We start from the raw sequence: 19,384 nt of genomic DNA on the forward strand, positions 1-19,384 counted from the left end.
CTTTGCACCTTATTGAAATGGACCATAAAAAATAAGGGGCGAGCAGAAATGAAATACGTAAAAGCTAATGCTGTTTTACCAGAGAGTTTAATTACTGAAATTCAAAAGTATATACAAGGTGAAACAATTTACATTCCGAAACAAGAAACGAAACATTATAAATGGGGTACACGATCTGGCGGAAGAAAACAACTAGATGAAAGAAATAAAGCAATTAAAGAAGCGTTTAAAAGTGGGATTGCTATTCATCAACTTGCAGAAGAATATTTTCTTTCTGGGGAAACGATTAAAAAGATTGTGTATTCTAAATAAGAGGAAAAGAGTCTGATTCATATATTACTTTGAATCAGACTCTTTTTGTTTTATGTGTATTGGATATATGAGGTGTGAACGGGCATGATAATAGAAAAAATGTGCCGTTTTTTTATTAAATGGTATACAGAGCACTTGAAAAGTAGAAAGGTGAACATATATGAATCATATTGGACAAATAACGATAGAGCTTTTAGTTGGTTTTTTTGTTCTATTAATTGCTACAAAAATATTAGGGAAAACACAAATATCTCAGCTAACGCCATTTGATTTTATTTCTGCAATCGTCCTAGGTGAGCTCGTTGGAAATTCAATATATGATCCTAAAATTAAAGTATGGTCTATTTTATATTCAGTATTTGTTTGGGTAATTTTAATTTATACTATAGAAGTGATAACACAAAAAGTAAGAGGAACAAGAAGGTTTTTTGAAGGGTATCCTTCAATTATTATTCGTAACGGAAAGATTGATCGTGAACAATTAAGCGTAAATCATTTGGATATAAACCAATTACAACAAATGCTTAGGCAACAAAAAGATATATTTTCAATCCGAGAAGTTGAATATATGATATTGGAACCGAACGGAAACATAAGCGTTCTGAAAAAAAGTAAATACGAATCTCCTACTATAAATGATTTAAGTTTAAAACATAAGCCTGTATACTTACCAATTTCATTAATTAGTGATGGAAAAGTAGTTAAGGATAATTTGAGGGAAGCGGGGTTTGATGAAGGATGGCTTTATAAACAAATAAAGCAAAAAGGAATTACTAAATTTGAAGACGTATTATATGCGGAATGGAAAACAGATGATGGCTTCTTTTGTCAGGAAATGCAGCGGTAGAGAATAAGTGATATATGTAATGTTTGTTTCTAAGTTATCTTTTACATATCAAAAAACGTAATCATTGTATACAATAAAACTAGATCAACAATTTGTATGGAGTGATAAAGATGGAAGCGTTTATTAGAAGTGATCAATATAATTTTATAAAATCACAAGCTTATATTTTAGCAAACGGGCATGCAACGGCAAATGATAGAGGTGTAATTCAAGCGTTAAAATCGCTTGCGATTGAAAAGATAATACATGTATTTGAGAATTTAACGGATGAACAGAAAGAGTTAATTGATACGGTATTAACAGTTCAAAATAGAGAAGATGCAGAATCATTTTTAATGAAAATAAATCCGTATGTAATTCCGTTTCAAGAAGTTACAGCACAAACATTAAAAAAATTATTTCCTAAAGCGAAAAAGTTAAAACTTCCTGATATGGAAGAAATGGATATGAAAGAAATATCTTATTTAAGCTGGATTGATAAGGGGTCAAGCAGGAAATTTATTATAGCGAAAAATGATAAAAATAAATTTGTTGGTCTGCAAGGAACGTTCCAAAGTTTAAATAAAAAAAGCATTTGTTCGTTATGTCATGGACATGAAGAAGTAGGAATGTTTTTAGTTGAAATTAAAGGCGATGTACCAGGAACTTTTGTTAAAAAGGGAAACTACATTTGCAAAGATGGTGTAGCTTGCAATCAGAATATGAAGTCACTTGATAAATTACATGATTTTATTGAGCGATTGAAGAAATAACGAGAAAACCTCTAGTATTTAAACTGGAGGTTTTTATTTTTTGAAGAAGTAAAATAAGCTTTCTTTGTAAATGTAGATTTATAATGAAATTTGATAAAAATATCTATTATGATACAGTTGCTTATATGCAAGGAGGTAAAACATGGATTACCTTTTATCGAAAGAAAAAGTGAAGCGATGGCCCAAAGATATGATAGCGGCGGGGCGTTGTCATACAGTTGGCCTGAAATCGGATGGCACGGTAGTAGCGGTGGGCCGGAATAAAGAAGGGGAATGTAATGTAAGTGGCTGGCGAGATATTGAAGCAGTCGCAGTGGGCAATGTTCATATGGCAACGAACACGGGTAATGCTCATACAATCGGTCTTACATGTGACAGTACTGCGGTAGCACTGGGTTGGAATAAGCATGAACAATGTGATGTAAACGATTGGCATAATATTGTAGCGGTTGCGGCAGGGTGGCGTCGTACTATTGGCCTGAAATCGGATGGCACGGTAGTAGCGGTGGGCCGAAATAAAGAAGGAGAATGCAATGTAAGCAGTTGGCAAGGTATTGTGGCAGTCACAGCGGGTGACTGGCATACAGTCGGTCTTAAATTGGACGGCACATTGACGACTGTGGGGAATAATCGATATGGTCAATGCAATGTAAGTAGCTGGCGAGGTATTGTAGCGGTCAAGGCTGGGTATCTTCATACTGTTGGTCTTAAACGAGACGGTACGGTGACAGCAGTGGGGAATGATAAACATAACCAGTGTGATGTAAGTGGCTGGCGAGATATTGTAGCAATAGCGGCTGGTACGAATCATACAATCGGACTTAAATCAAACGGTACCGTGGTGGCAGTGGGTTGGAATGAGTATGGTCAATGTAACGTAAGTGATTGGAGAGATATTGTAGCGATAGCGGCTGGTTGTGCACATACAGTCGGACTAAAATCAGACGGCACGGTGATCGCGGTAGGTAATAATGAATTTGGCCAATGCGATGTAGTTAGCTGGCGCGACATTCGGTTACCTGGCAAATAGTCAATTTACAATAAATCATTAGTAATATTATTCTATTTTAGGAGTAATTATGGAATAGGATATGTAGAAAATAATTAAACTTAAATCTGCTGAATAAGAATCTCTTTTGAAAAGGGATTCTTATTATTTTTCATAAAATGAGGGTGTAAATGAAATTTTTGAACAAATTTTATTTCAAAATTACAGTAGAAGATATAAATTAAAAAGTATAGAGGAGATAAAGGAATGCTTAAAAGGTTTTTACTTTCTTTACCGGATGTTTTACTTATATGTATCGTTCTCTACATAATGTACACAAATTCTTTTAGTTTTGGACAGATGCTAGTAATTTCCATTGCAATCGGAATTATTGGTGGTCTTGCTATTAGAATTTGTAAGGATGTATTCACGTATATAAGATGGACAATTAAACAAAGAAAAAATTGAATATGTTTAATAGTTATTAGGAGGGAATGAAATGACTAAGAAAAAGAATAGAGTGAAAAACGAGATAGTACTTTGGTCACTAACAGCAATTGTTCTGTTAATTGTATGGTACTTTTATCAAAAATAAAAACGCAACGTACTAAAAAAGCACGATGCGTTTTTATTATTTTTTTTGCCAATTTTCTTTTATAAAGTCTTCACGCCCAGATTCTTTTTGCTCAGTAGCATATTTCTCTGGATTCTTTTTATAGAAATGTTGGTGGTATTCCTCTGCTTCGTAAAAAGGTGCAGCAGGACGAATTTCAGTCACGATTGGATCTTTAAACATACCGCTTTCTGCAAGAGCTTGTTTTGATTTTTCAGCAAGCCCTTTTTGTGTTTCGTTATGATAAAAAATAGCGGTACGATAAGATGGACCACGGTCAAAAAATTGTCCGCCATCATCAGTTGGATCGATTTGTGGCCAATATAAGTCTAGTAATTTCTGATAAGGAAAAATAGAAGGATCGAATGTAATTTGAACAACTTCTAAATGTCCAGATGTTCCAGCTTTTACTTGTTCATATGTTGGGTTTTCTACATGACCTCCTGCATAGCCAGAAAGTACTTTATGAATACCAGGAAGTTCATCAAATGGTTTTACCATGCACCAAAAGCAACCGCCTGCGAAGGTTGCGAGTTCGTATGTTTTTTCGGACATTGCTGTAATCCTCCTAAATGTATATGTTTTATATAGTATTATATAAATTGTTTTATTGCGCAATAAAAAAGATTTGAAAATATATGTTTTTTACAAACAAGATCCTCCGCTCACATCAATTAATTGTCCAGTAACCCAGCGGCTGTCTGGAGAAGCAAGGAATGCAGCAGTATCGGCAATGTCTTCTACTTCACCTAAGCGATTGAAAGCGGAAATAGTAGTAGCGTACTGCTTCATCATCGGGTCGCTCAAGAGTTCTGCATTCATATCTGTTTTAATAAATCCTGGAAGTATTGCATTCACCGTTATTCCTCGTGCTCCAAGCTGTTTTGCTAGCGTAAAAGTCATTGTATTAATAGCGCCTTTCGTCATACTATATGCAACAAAATCAGGTAAAGAAATGCGGGTGGCAGCGGATGAAATATTAATAATTCGGCTATTGTCACGTAAACGTGGTAGTGCTAGTTGAATGATAAAGAATGGAGCTTTTGCATTTACTGAAACCATTCTATCAAAAAACTGTTCAGTCGTTTCTTCAATAAAAGCACCAGGACCAATGCCAGCATTGTTTATTAAAATATCAAATTGTGTTTCACCAGTGCGCTTTTGTAATTCAGTATCTAAAGCGTTATAAAGGTTTTCTACACCGTGTAAGGATTCTAGATTTGCGCCGATAGAAAAAGCTTGGCCACCATCTGATCGAATTTCATGAACAGTTTCTTCAGCGTCATTTTTTCGACTACCGTAATGAACAGCAACCAATGCACCGTCATTTGCTAAACGTTTAGCGATCGCTCGTCCAATTCCTCGGCTTGCTCCTGTAACTAACGCTACTTTCCCTTTTAACATAGTTTCCTCATCTCCTCATAAACTTTATAAGTTTTTCTTTATGTAGTAATGCAAACATACTTAAGTAATATATGAGTGTATGTAAGTAATGCATTCCAATTTTGATTTGAGAAAAAATAAATAGAATGAATTTTGATTTTTTTGAAAAAAACATATTGACAACGAAAAGAACAACGTCCTATAATACGTGTAACAAATAAAAGTTAATTAAGAATTTTCTAACTTTATATGTTGTATATGCAAAGAAGAGGAAAGTAGATGATTATGATCGTTTCAGAGAGCTACTCCAAGGCTGTGAGGGTAGTAACAATCGAATCATTGAAGATCACCTCGGAGCATCGCTTGCGAAAGGGAAACTGAGTAGAGGGCGGCGGCATCGTCTCCGGTAAAAGGACGGAGGTCTGATTGGACCTACAAAGCTTATATTTCGTGAGAAGTATAAGGAAGCTGAGTGGTAACGCGAAACTCTCGCCTCAGCAATCAAAGCTACTAAATTGTAGTAGTTGATTGCTGAGGCGAGAGTTTTTATTTTTAAAAATAGAAGAAGAGAATGCGTAGAAGAGGAGAGTAAATGATAAAGATTGTTTCAGAGAGCTGCCCCGAGGCTGTGAGGGTGGTAACAATTCACTCATTGAAAATCACCTTGGAGCACTACTTTTGAAAACTAGTAAAAAGTAGCGGGGTTGTTCCCGATAGAAAAACAAAAGTCTAATTGGACTTGCAGAGCTTATATTTCGTGAGAAGTATAAGGAAGCTGAGTGGTACCACGATTCCCTCGTCTCAGCAATGGATTGCTACAAGTATGTAAGTAATCGATTGTTGAGACGAGTATATTTTTAAGGTTTATATACTGAATATTCTGTTAAGAATACTCATCTCAGCAATCGATGTAGAAATAGATTGCAAAAAATAGAGAAAAAAAGAGGAGCGATGTGAGATGGGAAACCAGTACATTTACATGAATGGGGAATTTGTAGAAAAAGAAAAGGCAGTTGTTTCAGTATATGATCACGGTTTTTTATACGGAGACGGTGTATTTGAAGGGATTCGTAGTTACGGAGGAAATGTATTTTGTTTAAAAGAACATGTGAAACGATTGTATGAATCAGCGAAATCTATTTTACTAACAATTCCAATGACGGTAGAAGAAATGGAAGAAGCAGTTTTACATACACTCCAAAAAAACGAATATACTGATGCTTACATTCGCTTAATTGTCTCAAGAGGAAAAGGTGACTTAGGGCTCGATCCGAGAAGTTGTGTGAAGCCGAGCGTAATTATCATTGCAGAACAATTAAAGTTATTCCCACAAGAATTTTATGATAATGGGCTAAGCGTTGTATCTGTTGCATCAAGACGTAATACGCCAGATGCGTTAGATCCACGTATTAAGTCAATGAATTATTTAAATAACGTACTTGTAAAAATTGAAGCAGCACAAGCAGGAGTGTTAGAGGCTCTTATGTTAAATCAACAAGGATATGTTTGTGAAGGTTCTGGTGATAATGTTTTCGTTGTGAAAGATGGAAAAGTATTAACCCCGCCATCCTATTTAGGAGCATTAGAAGGTATTACGAGAAATAGTGTTATCGAGCTATGTGAGCGACTGAGTATTCCGTGTGAGGAAAGACCGTTCACTCGCCATGATGTATATGTAGCGGATGAAGTATTTTTAACAGGAACAGCAGCGGAGTTAATTCCAGTTGTAAAAGTTGATTCCAGAGAAATTGGAGATGGGAAACCAGGAAGTGTAACGAAACAATTGACCGAAGAATTTAAAAAATTAACGAGAGAAAGAGGAGTACGTATTCCCGGGCTGACGGAAAGCTTAGCATAAATAAGGAGAGGAGTTAATGGAAATGAAGCAGCAGTATACAGCGTATGAGAAGTTACAGTATGAAGAAATGACAGGCGCTGGGCACGTGATTCAATGTTTGAAGAAATTGGGTGTAACGACCGTTTTCGGCTATCCAGGCGGAGCGATTTTACCAGTATACGATGCGTTATACGAAAGTGGTTTGAAACATGTTTTAACTCGTCATGAGCAAGCTGCCATTCATGCGGCTGAAGGATATGCGAGAGCTTCTGGAAAGGTCGGGGTAGTCTTTGCTACCTCTGGCCCAGGGGCGACAAATTTAGTTACGGGCTTAGCAGACGCTTATATGGATTCGATTCCTTTAGTTGTCATTACCGGGCAAGTTGCAACGCCTTTAATTGGTAAAGATGGATTTCAAGAAGCGGATGTTGTCGGAATTACAGTACCTGTTACGAAGCATAATTACCAGGTTCGTGATGTGAATCATGTATCACGAATTGTGCAAGAAGCTTTTTACATCGCCAAAAGCGGGCGCCCGGGACCAGTATTAATTGATATTCCAAAAGATGTTCAAAATGCAAAAGTCACCAGTTTCTTTAATGAAGAAGTTGATATTCCGGGGTACAAACCAGAATTTGTACCAGACAGCATGAAACTTAGAGAGGTGGCTAAAGCAATTTCAAAATCTAAGCGTCCACTTCTTTATATTGGAGGAGGTGTCATTCATTCAGGTGGATCCGATGAACTCTTCGAATTCGCAAGGGAGAACCGTATTCCAGTCGTTTCAACTTTAATGGGACTTGGTGCATATCCACCGGATGATTCATTGTTTCTAGGGATGCTTGGTATGCATGGGACATACGTTGCTAATATGGCGGTAACAGAATGTGATTTACTACTTGCATTAGGTGTTCGCTTCGATGATCGTGTAACAGGAAAATTAGAACTTTTTTCTCCAAACTCGAAAAAAGTACATATTGATATTGATTCTTCTGAGTTTCATAAAAATGTAACTGTAGAACATCCGATTGTTGGTGATGTAAAAAAAGCGTTACACATGCTGTTACATATGTCTATTTATACACAAACAGACGAATGGCTTCAGAAAGTAAAGACATGGAAAGAAGAATATCCACTTTCTTATAAGCAAAAAGAATCTGAGTTAAAACCACAGCATGTGATCAACTTAGTAAGTGAATTAACGAATGGTGAAGCGATTGTCACAACAGAAGTAGGTCAGCATCAAATGTGGGCTGCTCACTTCTATAAAGCAAGAAAACCTCGGACGTTCCTTACCTCTGGAGGATTAGGAACGATGGGGTTTGGTTTTCCAGCAGCAATTGGTGCTCAGCTAGCTAAAAAAGAAGAACTTGTCATTTGTATTGCAGGTGACGCTTCTTTTCAAATGAACATTCAAGAACTACAAACAATTGCTGAAAATAACATCCCTGTAAAAGTATTTATCATAAATAACAAATTTTTAGGGATGGTAAGGCAATGGCAAGAAATGTTTTATGAAAATCGTTTATCAGAATCAAAAATTGGATCACCAGATTTTGTGAAAGTAGCAGAAGCTTATGGAGTAAAGGGATTAAGAGCAACAAATTCAACCGAGGCAAAACAAGTGATGTTAGAAGCATTTGCTTATGAAGGTCCTGTCGTAGTTGATTTTTGTGTAGAAGAAGGTGAAAACGTATTTCCGATGGTTCCGCCAAACAAAGGGAATAACGAAATGATTATGAAGAGGTGGGAAGAATGAATCATACTTTTTCACTCGTTATTCATAACGAGCCAAGCGTCTTATTACGTATAAGTGGGATTTTTGCTCGGCGTGGTTATTATATTTCTTCTTTACATTTAAAAGAAAGAGATACTAGTGGTGTTTCTGAAATGAAACTCACAGCAGTTTGTACTGAAAATGAAGCGACATTACTTGTTAGTCAGTTGAAAAAATTAATTGATGTTCTGCAAGTAAATAAATTATAAGGAGTGTATGGAATATGAAAACATATTATGAAAAAGATGCAAATGTAGAGTTATTACAAGGAAAAACTGTTGCAGTAGTTGGTTATGGATCACAAGGTCATGCGCAAGCACAAAATTTACGTGATTCTGGTGTAGAGGTTGTAGTTGGTGTTCGTCCTGGTAAGTCGTATGAAGTAGCGAAAGCGGATGGATTTGAAGTAATGTCTGTTTCAGAAGCGGTTCGAACCGCACAAGTTGTACAAATGTTATTGCCAGATGAACAGCAAGCTCATGTGTATAAAGCAGAGGTAGAAGAGAATCTTCGTGAAGGACAAATGTTACTTTTCTCACATGGATTTAACATTCACTTCGGACAAATTAATCCGCCAAGTTACGTAGATGTAGCGATGGTCGCGCCAAAAAGTCCAGGTCATCTCGTTCGCCGTGTATTTCAAGAAGGAAATGGTGTTCCAGCATTAGTCGCAGTGCATCAAGATGCGACGGGAACAGCGCTACATGTAGCACTGGCGTATGCAAAAGGTGTAGGGTGTACACGTGCGGGGGTAATTGAAACGACATTCCAAGAAGAAACCGAAACGGATTTATTCGGTGAGCAAGCTGTACTTTGCGGCGGGGTAACTGCACTTGTGAAGGCCGGGTTCGAAACGTTAACGGAAGGTGGATATCGTCCTGAAATTGCATACTTTGAATGTTTGCATGAATTAAAGCTAATTGTCGACTTAATGTACGAAGGTGGATTAACGACTATGCGCCATTCTATTTCAGATACGGCAGAGTTTGGAGATTATGTAACAGGATCGAGAATTGTTACAGATGAAACGAAGAAGGAAATGAAGCGTGTTCTGACAGAAATTCAGCAAGGTGAATTTGCGAAGAAATGGATTTTAGAAAATCAAGCAGGGCGTCCGACGTATAACGCAATGAAAAAAGCAGAACAAAATCATCAATTAGAAAAAGTGGGAGCAGAGCTTCGTGAAATGATGAGCTGGATTCATGCACCGAAAGAATTAGTAAAGAAATAGAGTAAGAGAGTATAAATGAAAAATATGTAAGAGGGGATTTGACAAGATGAGAAGTGACATGATTAAAAAAGGTTTTGATAAAGCACCGCACCGTAGTTTATTAAAAGCAACTGGTTTGAAAGATGAAGATTTTGATAAACCTTTCATAGCGATTTGTAATTCTTTTATTGAAATTATTCCAGGGCATAAACACTTGAACGAGTTTGGGAAACTTGTAAAAGAGGCAGTTCGCGCGGCAGGTATGGTACCATTCGAATTCAATACAATTGGAGTTGACGATGGTATTGCGATGGGACATATCGGTATGCGTTATTCTCTTCCGAGTCGTGAAATTATTGCAGATTCAGTAGAAACGGTTGTAAATGCACACTGGTTTGACGGCATGATTTGTATCCCAAACTGTGACAAAATTACACCAGGTATGATGATGGCTGCACTACGTATTAATATTCCGACTGTGTTTGTTTCAGGCGGCCCGATGGCGGCTGGAAAAACGTCAAAAGGAGAAGTTGTTGATTTAAGCTCTGTTTTTGAAGGGGTAGGAGCTTATCAATCTGGGAAAATTTCAGAAGAAGAATTAAAAGATATTGAAGATCATGGCTGTCCATCTTGTGGCTCTTGTTCGGGTATGTTTACCGCGAACTCTATGAATTGTTTATGTGAAGTATTAGGTTTAGCTCTTCCTGGTAACGGGAGTATTTTAGCAATTGATCCAAGACGTGAAGAGTTAATTAAACAAGCAGCAGAGAAATTGAAAATTTTAATTGAAAGAGATATTAAGCCGCGTGATATTGTAACAGAAGAAGCAATTGACGATGCTTTTGCACTTGATATGGCGATGGGTGGATCAACGAATACAGTATTACATACGCTAGCACTCGCACAAGAGGCAGGACTAGATTATGATATGAACCGTATTGATGCAGTTTCAAGACGTGTACCTCATTTATGTAAAGTAAGTCCAGCCTCAAATTGGCATATGGAAGATATTGATCGTGCGGGCGGGATTAGTGCAATTTTGAAAGAGATGAGCCGGAAAGAAGGAGTACTTCATCTTGATCGAATAACTGCTACTGGGCAAACATTAAGAGAAAATATCGCTGAGGCAGAGATTAAAGATAAGGAGGTTATTCACTCTCTCGAAAACCCTCATAGTGAAGAGGGGGGCTTACGTATATTAAAAGGAAATCTTGCTAAAGATGGAGCGGTTATTAAAAGCGGTGCAACAGAGGTAAAGCGTTTTGAAGGGCCTTGCGTTATTTTTAATTCACAAGATGAGGCACTTGCGGGCATTATGCTTGGGAAAGTGAAAAAAGGAGATGTAGTTGTCATTCGTTATGAAGGACCAAGAGGTGGCCCTGGTATGCCAGAAATGTTAGCCCCAACATCAGCAATTGCTGGAATGGGATTAGGTGCTGAGGTTGCATTATTAACAGATGGACGTTTTTCTGGAGCTTCACGTGGAATTTCAGTAGGACATATTTCACCAGAAGCAGCAGCGGGCGGGATGATTGCACTTCTTGAACAAGGGGATATTGTATGTATTGATGTTGAAGAACGCTTGCTAGAAGTAAGGGTGAGTGATGAGGAATTAGAAAAGCGTAAAAAAGAATGGAAACGACCAGAACCAAAAGTGAAAACTGGCTGGCTTGGACGTTATGCACAAATGGTAACATCGGCGAATACAGGGGCTGTTCTGAAAATCCCACATTTTGATTGAGCCAATTTAAAAGAGATAAGGATGATATATAATGGTGCAAAAGGTAAAGGAGAGAGTGAAAATTGAAGACATCTTAATGGCCCATAATTGCATGAAAGATATCGTTATTAAAACACCGTTACAACGTGATACAGTTTTATCTGAGAAATATGATTGTGACGTTTATGTAAAACGAGAAGACTTACAATTAATTCGCTCTTTCAAAATTCGTGGTGCATACAATTTGATTCAAAGTTTACCGAAAGAAAAGTTACAAAACGGTGTTGTTTGTGCAAGTGCTGGTAATCATGCGCAAGGAGTTGCTTATACGTGTAATTTATTGAAGATTCCGTCAAAAATATTTATGCCCACAACAACACCGAAACAAAAAGTATCACAAGTACAATTTTTCGGTGGTGATTTCGCAGAGATTGTATTAGTTGGTGATACATTCGATAGCTCTTTCCAAGAAGCACAGTGTTATTGTGAAGAAAATAGAATGACATTTGTTCATCCGTTTGATGATCCGTATGTAGTTGCTGGTCAAGGGACAGTGGCAGTTGAAATTATGCATGATATGGAGAAACCGGTTGATTATATCTTTACAGCAATCGGTGGTGGTGGATTAGCATCAGGAGTTGGTACATATGTAAAAGGTGTTAGTCCTACTACAAAGGTTATTGGTGTAGAGCCAATGGGAGCTGCATCTATGAAAGAGGCTTTTCTTCAAAATGAAAATGTAGCATTGGAGAAAATAGATAGCTTTGTTGATGGGGCAGCTGTTAAAAAAGTAGGAAAGTTAACATTTGAAACTTGTAAAGATGTAATTGACGATATTATTTTAGTACCAGAGGGGAAAGTTTGTACGACGATTTTAGAACTGTATAAGAAAAATGCGATTGTAGCTGAACCGGCTGGTGCACTCTCTATTGCAGCGCTTGATTTATATAGAGATGAAATAAAAGGTAAAACAGTTGTATGTACGCTAAGTGGTGGAAATAATGATATTGATAGAATGCAAGAAATGAAAGAGCGTTCGCTCATTTATGAAGGACTGAAACATTACTTTATCATTGAATTTCCGCAGCGTTCAGGTGCGCTAAGAGAATTTCTTGATAAAGGATTAGGACCAGAAGATGACATTACGCGCTTTGAGTATATTAAGAAACATAATAAAGAAAATGGTCCAGCATTAGTCGGCGTAGAATTAAAACATAAAGAAGATTATGAGCAATTAATTACTCGCTTTAAAGAAAATAATATTCAATTTATGGAACTTAATAAAAACCCTGTTTTGTTTGATTTGCTTATTTAATAGAAGGAAAGAGTTAGAATGTAAATAAAAAAGATAGATACAAGCGAGGGAATATAGTGCTTGTTCTATCTTTTTTATAGTTAAACTAGGTACTCATTAAATTCAAGAAGAATAAAGCTAGCTAACCAAAAGAGTATCGCAATACGAATGATTACATACATTGTAAATTCAAAAGGAGTAAGATTTCTCTCTCGCTTTATTTTTTTAAATAGTCTCACAGAATAAAAGGAACATAAAAGCAGGATTGCTATAGACATTTTATAGATGTTTTCTAAGAGGTTTATATTTTCTAATAACTCTTTCAGCATGTTTATCACCTATTCTGTAAAGTATATTACAGAGAAATAGATCTTGAGCTGTCTAGTTTCGTTTGTTTTTTATTTTCCCTGTATCATCAATTTCTACATCAGTTGAAATTGTTTGTAAATATTGAAGAGCTTTTTTCTTTTCTCCTTCATTTACAGGGGAAACTTGGTTGTTGCGAATGATATAAGGATTGAATGACATTTGGACATCCTTTCCTTTAAAAGTTAAAGTTAATACGCCAGTTTCAGCGCTTTTCCCATTCACATAACTCGGGAATAAAAAGTTACCTAATGAGTAAGCGATAGGAACTTTATTATAATACTCAAACCCTTGTAACCAATGTGGATGGCTCCCGACAATTGCGTTAGCTCCTGCTTCAACCATTTTAGGTACATATTGCTTTTGGTATTCTACCGGACGATTTGATTTTTCAACGCCCCAATGCATATAGACGATTAAATAGTCTGCATCTTTCTTTTGTTCTTTAATTGTTTTTGTTACAAGATTTAAATCATAGCCATTCGCAACGCCAGGTTTATTCTCACCAGCTACCCAATTAGAATCAGGCATAAATCGAACGAAGGAAAGAAATTTAAACTTTTTCCCTTTTACGGTCATTTCTCGTGCTGTATATGCATCTTTCGCATTTTTTCCGGCTCCAATGTAAGGGAACTTTAATTTTTCTACGTGAGAAATCGTATCTAATAATCCATCTTGCCCATAATCAAGTGTGTGGTTATTCCCAATATTTACGATGTCATATCCAGTGTTTTTAATAGCTTGTAGTGTAGATGGATCACTTTTAATCCAAAACAGTTGCCCAGGTGCTTTCTTTTCTTTCGTTGTAAATGCCGACTCTAAATTCACAAAAGAAATATCAGCTTTTTTTATTTCTTCTTTTACATGTTGGAATGGGTAATCAGCCCCATTCTTTTCGATTATAGGACGTAATTGCCAATCAAACATTGTATCACCAGAGAAGGTGAGTGTGATTTCTTGGTCTTCTATTTTCTTTTCGCTTTTTGAAGCGGTTTTACTAGATTTGTTTTGCAAATCGGGTTTGTCTTTTGCTTTTGAAATAAAAGAGTAATTGATTAATAAAACAATCGGTGTAATGAAAAAGGCTATTAACAAAAATCGTTTTAGTAAAGTTTTCATATATACCTTCCCTTTTAATATTATCCCGCAATTAAATTAACACTGAATCTATTAAAGGTAATTAAAGTTACAAAAAATAGCGGGTTATGTAGTGGAAAACATTTGTTAATATTCTCAATATTAAGTTAACATATAGATAACCTGTAAATCAATGTATAAACCAAAATATAGAAATAAAGAATTCGAAGGGTGAAGAATGAGAAATGGTTATATTAGGAGCAGTTGTAAATGGAATTTGTATTATATTTGGTACTTTACTTGGTAAATTATTTAGTAGGATTCCAGAAAGTATGAAAGGGACGATAATGCACGCAATCGGTTTAGCGGTTACTGTGCTTGGGCTTCAAATGGCATTAAAAAGTGAAAACTTTCTTGTTGTCATACTGAGTTTAGTGATTGGTACGGTAATTGGAGAATGGTTACAATTAGAAGAAAAGTTAAAACATTTAGGGGATTGGCTAGAAAATAAAGTTGGATCGAAAGGGAAAGGTAGCATATCAGAAGGTTTTGTAACAGCTACTTTAATTTTTGCAATTGGCGCGATGGGGATACTTGGTGCACTTGACAGTGGGATTCGCGGAAATCATGATATTTTATTTACAAAGGCGATTATCGATGGATTTATTTCTATTATATTAACGACAACTCTAGGAATTGGCGTAGTATTTTCGGCGATTCCAGTTGTTTTATATGAAGGTGGTATTGCAGTTTTTGCAACACAAATTAATAGTTTTGTCCCGAAAGAATTAATGAACCAATTTATAGTGGAGATGACGGCTACGGGCGGCATTATGATATCTGCTATTGGATTGAACTTGCTTAGTATTATTAAAATCAAGGTGGCAAATTTACTTCCAGGTATATTGGTAGTGGGTGTAATTGTTTCAATTATTTATGGTTACGGTTTGTTAGTAAATTAGTAGAGGATGGAAACACATATGGAGGAATTTCAATTTACAAAACGTGTGCATAAAATATTGGAGATTGCAGCAAAAGAGAGTGAGTATAACATAATTCACCCAGTCCATCTGTTTATAGGTATGTGTAAAGAAGGTACAGGAGTTTGCGCTGAGTTATTTATGTATTTGTTTCACAAAGTCGGTCCAGATTTTTTAGAAAAACTTTCGTTACGAAAACAATTCGATTTACATAATCAAGAGTATAAAAAAATAGGGCAATATAAACTATCTTATAAGGCGATAGAAATTTTACAAATAGCGAAGAAACGTATGGAACGCTTTCAGCAAGTAGTAGTAAATGAAGGACATGTTATGTATGCATTATTTCGTGTAGATACAAATATTGGTGGATTTATACATACACAAATGCAAAAAGATATATTACGTATTACAGCTGCACCGAGAGACTTAGCGGTTGATTTAAATAGTTTTAAATCTATTTATAATACATTATTTTGTCATGTAAGAAGAGTTAGTCCTTCTGATTTTGATAAGTTATCACGATTTGTAGTGGATGAATTTGGTGAACGGTGGTTACAGTCGGTTGATTATGGATTTCGGACATATAACGAAAAGTTACCTATCTATATTGCACAGCAGGAGGAAGTAATAGTTGGTTTCGCCTGTTACGATGTAGTGAGAGGAAAGAAAGGCTTGTTTGGTCCAATGGGCATAGCGAAACAAAATCGTGTGAAAGGTGTAGGAAAAGAATTATTGCATCATTGTTTATATAATATGAAGCAAGATGGATATGAATATGCGATTATTGGACAAGTAGGTCCCATTGAGTTTTACGAGAGAAATTGTAATGCTCGTTTAATACCGATAGATAATAAGTAACCAACTTCATATAGAGGAGTTGGTTTTATTATGAAAATGATGTAGAGATGTAGTGTTTTTTACTAGAAAATAGCGGGTTTTGTAGTAAATCTTGCATATAAAGCAAATTACTAAACTTTTTACAAGAAAGGGTGTAGAATGGGTATCTAAAGAAAGAAGGTGTGAAAATGGCCAGCTGGAAACGGAATTTAATGATTTGTTGGCTAGGTTGTTTTACCACTGCAGCCGGTATGAGTTTAGTAATTCCTTTCTTATCTTTTTATATTGAGGAATTAGGAGTAACTGGCACTTCAAGCATTGCACAGTGGTCGGGACTTGCATTTGGTGTAACATTTTTAATGGGTGCGATCGTATCGCCAATATGGGGAAAGCTTGGTGATATACATGGACGGAAATTGATGCTTATTCGTGCTAGCCTCGGTATGGCGATTATTATGACGCTTATGGGGTTTGTAACGGATGTGTATCAACTAGTCGCACTAAGATTTTTAATGGGAGCAGTATCTGGTTTCCTTTCAACAGCGATGACATTTATTGCAGCAGAAACTCCGAAAGAACATTCAGGTTGGGCGATTTCCACAATTTCAACTGGTGGTGTGAGCGGTTCGTTACTTGGCCCGTTACTTGGCGGTTATTTGTCTGAGTTAATTGGAATGCGTCATGTCTTTCTTGTTACGGGAGCTTTTTTATTCCTTTCCTTTCTCATCGTTTTTTTCTTCCTGCATGAAGAAAATCACTCTGCTCAAGCAAAAAAAACACAGCCGAAAAAAGTATGGACGATGGTCCCAGCGAAGCATTTAATTATTAGTTTATTTGTAACAACATTTATTATTCAACTTGCTAATATGTCAGTTCAACCAATTGTTACATTGTACGTGAAAAATTTAGTAGGTCCTCATACTGCACATATTGAAACAATTGCGGGTGCAGTTATGTCAGCGACAGGATTAGCAGTTATTTTGGCAGCACCAAGACTAGGAAGATTATCAGATCATATCGGTCCTCAAAAAACGTTAGTTGTAGCGTTATTTGCTGCAGGAATTATTTTTATCCCGCAAGCATTTGTAACGTCAGCTTGGCAACTATTAATTCTTCGATTTTTATTAGGTATCGCACAAGCAGGATTATTACCTTCCGTACAAACTCTACTAAAACAACATACACCAACCCATGTTACGGGACGAATATTTGGATATAATCAATCATTTCAGTTTTTAGGAAATATGATTGGTCCAGTGCTCGGGGGACAAATTGCAGCGCATGCAGGTTTCCAATATGTTTTCCTCTCTACATCTTCACTATTATTTATTGCGTGTATTTGGGTTTATTTTCATAATAAGAACGAAGAGGTATCAGAGAAACGACATTTGGAAGTTAGTTAACTAAGTGAATGAAAAAGAAAAAGGATGAAGCAGCATGTGCTTCATCCTTTTCTTTAAAATCGAAGACAAAGATAACTTAATGTACCAAGCTCGTAACTACGGTGAATGACTTCACCGCTATTTTCACCACTTCCCATAGCGATAAATAAAGGAACAAAATGTTCTGCTCTTGGTACTGCTAATTGTGCATGAGGAGCATTTTTCTCCCAATTAAACAATGCATCTTTATCGTTATTCTGCATATGTTTAATAATCCAATCATCAAATTCAATTGCCCATTTTTCAGGTGTAGTTTGATTCCATTTCAGTGCTCGTAAATTATGAACGGTAACGCCACTCCCGATTACTAAAATATCTTCTTGTCCGAGTCCTTTAAGTGCTTCTCCAATTTCAAATTGTTCTTTTGCAGAAAGGAATGGATTGACTGATATTTGCACGACAGGAATATTTGCTTCTGGATACATGCGGTGCAGGAGTGTCCATGAACCATGATCTAAACCTCTCGTCATATTATGATGGACTGAAATACCTTTGTTCTTAAATTTTGTTTCTAAAATAGATGCAATATGAGAAGAGCCTTTCGCACGATATTTGATTTCGTATAACTCAGGGGGAAAACCTCCAAAATCATAAATTGTTTCATACTCGTTATCTGATGAGGAAATCGTTAATACTTCACTTTCCCAATGAGCAGTGAAAATAACAATTGCTTTCGGTTTATATGTTTCTCCAAGTGTTTTTAAAAATCGTGTATAGTCTGTATCTTGAATAGCGAGCATAGGCGAACCATGTGCTAAAAATAATGATGGCATCATAATAGTAGGAACCTCCTAAAAATTATATAGTTACTTTATGTAAGTAACTATATAATTTTATTTTGAATTCGTCAAGAAATTAGTTTAAAAGCAAGTCTGAAAAATACATCATTTGTCATAATGAAAGCAATTACATATAATATAAAATAAGAAAAGTGAATGGATATTCATTTTCTTAAAGCTATACATAATAGAGTTGGGGGCTGACGAAATGAATGTACAGGAAAGTTTCGTTACGGCATTGGATGGATCGGAAATTTATTTGCGTAAGTGGTTACCAGAAGGAGATCCGAGAGGAATTATTCAAATTGCACATGGCATGACAGAGCATGCAGGGGTGTATACAGAATTTGTAGATGCTTTATTGGAAGCAGGGTATGGTGTTTATGCGCATGATCATAAAGGACATGGGAAAACAGTAAAAAAAGAAGAAGATTATGGTCATTTTGAACCAAATATAGGGTGGAATCAAGTTGTATCGGATGTTATCTTTGTTTCAGAAAAGATAAAAGAAGAGCAGTCAAGTCCTTTGTTTTTACTTGGACATAGTATGGGTTCTTTTTTATCAAGACGTGCTGTACAACTTAGAGGCGAATTATATGATGGATTTCTGATTTCAGGAACAGGTGGAAATCCAGGGCTTTTAGGAGCTATTGGTCATAAAGTAGCAACAATCGAAATGAAATTGCGTGGGGCAAAAACGAAAAGTCCAATGTTAAACTTTTTATCTTTCGGAAACTTCAATTCGAACTTTAAGCCAAATCGTACAAAATTTGATTGGTTATCTTCAGATAATAATCAAGTTGATAAATATATTGCGGATCCGTTATGTGGTTTCATTTGTACGACGAGTTTTTACCGAGAATTATTTTCTGGTGTATTAGAAGTAAATAAACTAGAAGAATACAAGAAGACGCCAAAGAATCTTCCAATACATATATTCTCTGGTGATCGTGATCCTGTTGGCGATATGGGGAAAGGTGTAAAAGAAGTATATGAAAACTATAAAAAATGTGGTGTGAAAGACGTGACACTACGTTTATATGAAAATGGTAGACATGAAATGTTTCATGAAGTAAATAAGGATGAAGTATTTAAAGATTTAATTTCGTGGTTAGATGCGCATAATAAATGAGAAAGATAATCCCAAACTGTTTGTAGTTTGGGATT

At 36.1% G+C, this 19,384-nt stretch carries 20 protein-coding genes and 1 other annotated feature; of the genes, 15 read left to right on the forward strand and 5 right to left on the reverse strand.

Going from position 1 to position 19,384, the window contains the following annotated elements; translation table 11 throughout:
• Positions 1–48 precede the first annotated feature (48 nt).
• From ACTFN4_RS09850 to ACTFN4_RS09870, 5 genes are all read left to right on the forward strand, one after another.
• On the forward strand, positions 49–312 hold the full coding sequence (locus ACTFN4_RS09850; protein ID WP_000878325.1) for a CD3324 family protein: 264 nt from the start codon (positions 49–51) through the stop codon (positions 310–312).
• Between the two features lie 160 nt (positions 313–472).
• Positions 473–1,159: a DUF421 domain-containing protein gene (locus ACTFN4_RS09855; RefSeq protein WP_001015543.1), complete on the forward strand. Its 687-nt coding sequence runs from the start codon at positions 473–475 to the stop codon at positions 1,157–1,159.
• 110 nt (positions 1,160–1,269) lie between these two features.
• A complete protein-coding gene (locus ACTFN4_RS09860; RefSeq protein WP_000387072.1) occupies positions 1,270–1,911 on the forward strand; it encodes a FusB/FusC family EF-G-binding protein in 642 nt (213 codons plus the stop codon).
• Between the two features lie 142 nt (positions 1,912–2,053).
• Complete coding sequence (locus ACTFN4_RS09865; protein WP_089607366.1) at positions 2,054–2,941, forward strand: RCC1 domain-containing protein; 888 nt, start codon at positions 2,054–2,056, stop codon at positions 2,939–2,941.
• A gap of 225 nt (positions 2,942–3,166) precedes the next feature.
• Positions 3,167–3,367 carry a hypothetical protein gene (locus ACTFN4_RS09870; RefSeq protein WP_000919314.1) on the forward strand — a complete coding sequence of 67 codons (201 nt, stop codon included), beginning with the start codon at positions 3,167–3,169 and terminating at the stop codon, positions 3,365–3,367.
• A gap of 163 nt (positions 3,368–3,530) precedes the next feature.
• Here the strand turns inward: ACTFN4_RS09870 and msrA are convergent, their stop codons facing one another.
• A complete protein-coding gene (gene msrA / locus ACTFN4_RS09875; RefSeq protein WP_001291883.1) occupies positions 3,531–4,067 on the reverse strand; it encodes a peptide-methionine (S)-S-oxide reductase MsrA in 537 nt (178 codons plus the stop codon).
• Positions 4,068–4,157: 90 nt separating this feature from the next.
• Positions 4,158–4,916, reverse strand: a complete 759-nt coding sequence (locus ACTFN4_RS09880) for an SDR family oxidoreductase (RefSeq protein WP_000911824.1) — start codon at positions 4,914–4,916, stop codon at positions 4,158–4,160.
• 546 nt (positions 4,917–5,462) lie between these two features.
• Positions 5,463–5,702 (forward strand) — a binding site (T-box leader).
• A 151-nt stretch (positions 5,703–5,853) separates the two neighbouring features.
• On the opposite strand from ACTFN4_RS09880, the gene ilvE reads away from it, so the two are divergent.
• From ilvE to ilvA, 6 genes are read left to right on the forward strand one after another with little or no spacing between them, the layout of a single operon-like run.
• On the forward strand, positions 5,854–6,753 hold the full coding sequence (gene ilvE / locus ACTFN4_RS09885; protein ID WP_439962250.1) for a branched-chain-amino-acid transaminase: 900 nt from the start codon (positions 5,854–5,856) through the stop codon (positions 6,751–6,753).
• A gap of 22 nt (positions 6,754–6,775) precedes the next feature.
• A complete protein-coding gene (ilvB, locus tag ACTFN4_RS09890; protein ID WP_439962314.1) occupies positions 6,776–8,491 on the forward strand; it encodes an acetolactate synthase large subunit in 1,716 nt (571 codons plus the stop codon).
• The gene (locus ACTFN4_RS09895; protein WP_439962251.1) at positions 8,488–8,718 is read left to right on the forward strand and encodes an ACT domain-containing protein; all 231 of its coding nucleotides are present in this window, start codon (positions 8,488–8,490) and stop codon (positions 8,716–8,718) included. Before ilvB ends, ACTFN4_RS09895 begins: the two co-directional genes overlap by 4 nt.
• Positions 8,719–8,732: 14 nt before the next feature.
• Positions 8,733–9,740, forward strand: coding sequence for a ketol-acid reductoisomerase (ilvC, locus tag ACTFN4_RS09900; RefSeq protein WP_000861143.1), 1,008 nt, complete (start codon positions 8,733–8,735; stop codon positions 9,738–9,740).
• Positions 9,741–9,786: 46 nt separating this feature from the next.
• Positions 9,787–11,460, forward strand: coding sequence for a dihydroxy-acid dehydratase (ilvD, locus tag ACTFN4_RS09905; RefSeq protein ID WP_001255814.1), 1,674 nt, complete (start codon positions 9,787–9,789; stop codon positions 11,458–11,460).
• Between the two features lie 31 nt (positions 11,461–11,491).
• The gene (gene ilvA / locus ACTFN4_RS09910; protein ID WP_000250327.1) at positions 11,492–12,754 is read left to right on the forward strand and encodes a threonine ammonia-lyase IlvA; all 1,263 of its coding nucleotides are present in this window, start codon (positions 11,492–11,494) and stop codon (positions 12,752–12,754) included.
• Between the two features lie 80 nt (positions 12,755–12,834).
• On the opposite strand, the gene ACTFN4_RS09915 is transcribed toward ilvA, so the two are convergent.
• Both ACTFN4_RS09915 and ACTFN4_RS09920 read right to left on the reverse strand, forming a co-directional pair.
• A complete protein-coding gene (locus tag ACTFN4_RS09915) occupies positions 12,835–13,062 on the reverse strand; it encodes a hypothetical protein (RefSeq protein WP_000910604.1) in 228 nt (75 codons plus the stop codon).
• Positions 13,063–13,114: 52 nt separating this feature from the next.
• Positions 13,115–14,218: a CapA family protein gene (locus ACTFN4_RS09920; protein ID WP_000854536.1), complete on the reverse strand. Its 1,104-nt coding sequence runs from the start codon at positions 14,216–14,218 to the stop codon at positions 13,115–13,117.
• A 203-nt stretch (positions 14,219–14,421) separates the two neighbouring features.
• Between ACTFN4_RS09920 and ACTFN4_RS09925 the strand changes: the two genes are divergently transcribed.
• The 3 genes from ACTFN4_RS09925 to ACTFN4_RS09935 all read left to right on the forward strand — a co-directional run bounded on the left by ACTFN4_RS09925 (position 14,422) and on the right by ACTFN4_RS09935 (position 17,399).
• On the forward strand, positions 14,422–15,138 hold the full coding sequence (locus ACTFN4_RS09925; protein ID WP_000236030.1) for a DUF554 domain-containing protein: 717 nt from the start codon (positions 14,422–14,424) through the stop codon (positions 15,136–15,138).
• Positions 15,139–15,156: 18 nt separating this feature from the next.
• Positions 15,157–16,017, forward strand: a complete 861-nt coding sequence (locus ACTFN4_RS09930) for a GNAT family N-acetyltransferase (protein WP_439962252.1) — start codon at positions 15,157–15,159, stop codon at positions 16,015–16,017.
• Between the two features lie 167 nt (positions 16,018–16,184).
• Entirely contained in the window at positions 16,185–17,399 is a 1,215-nt protein-coding gene (locus ACTFN4_RS09935) for a multidrug efflux MFS transporter (protein ID WP_000179303.1), read from the forward strand.
• A 53-nt stretch (positions 17,400–17,452) separates the two neighbouring features.
• On the opposite strand, the gene ACTFN4_RS09940 is transcribed toward ACTFN4_RS09935, so the two are convergent.
• Complete coding sequence (locus ACTFN4_RS09940) at positions 17,453–18,214, reverse strand: DODA-type extradiol aromatic ring-opening family dioxygenase (RefSeq protein WP_000982899.1); 762 nt, start codon at positions 18,212–18,214, stop codon at positions 17,453–17,455.
• Between the two features lie 211 nt (positions 18,215–18,425).
• Between ACTFN4_RS09940 and ACTFN4_RS09945 the strand changes: the two genes are divergently transcribed.
• Positions 18,426–19,349: an alpha/beta hydrolase gene (locus ACTFN4_RS09945; protein WP_001102581.1), complete on the forward strand. Its 924-nt coding sequence runs from the start codon at positions 18,426–18,428 to the stop codon at positions 19,347–19,349.
• Positions 19,350–19,384 lie beyond the last annotated feature (35 nt).

The organism is Bacillus cereus group sp. MYBK95-2, assembly GCF_051915225.1.
GTDB classification, from domain to species: domain Bacteria; phylum Bacillota; class Bacilli; order Bacillales; family Bacillaceae_G; genus Bacillus_A; species Bacillus_A cereus.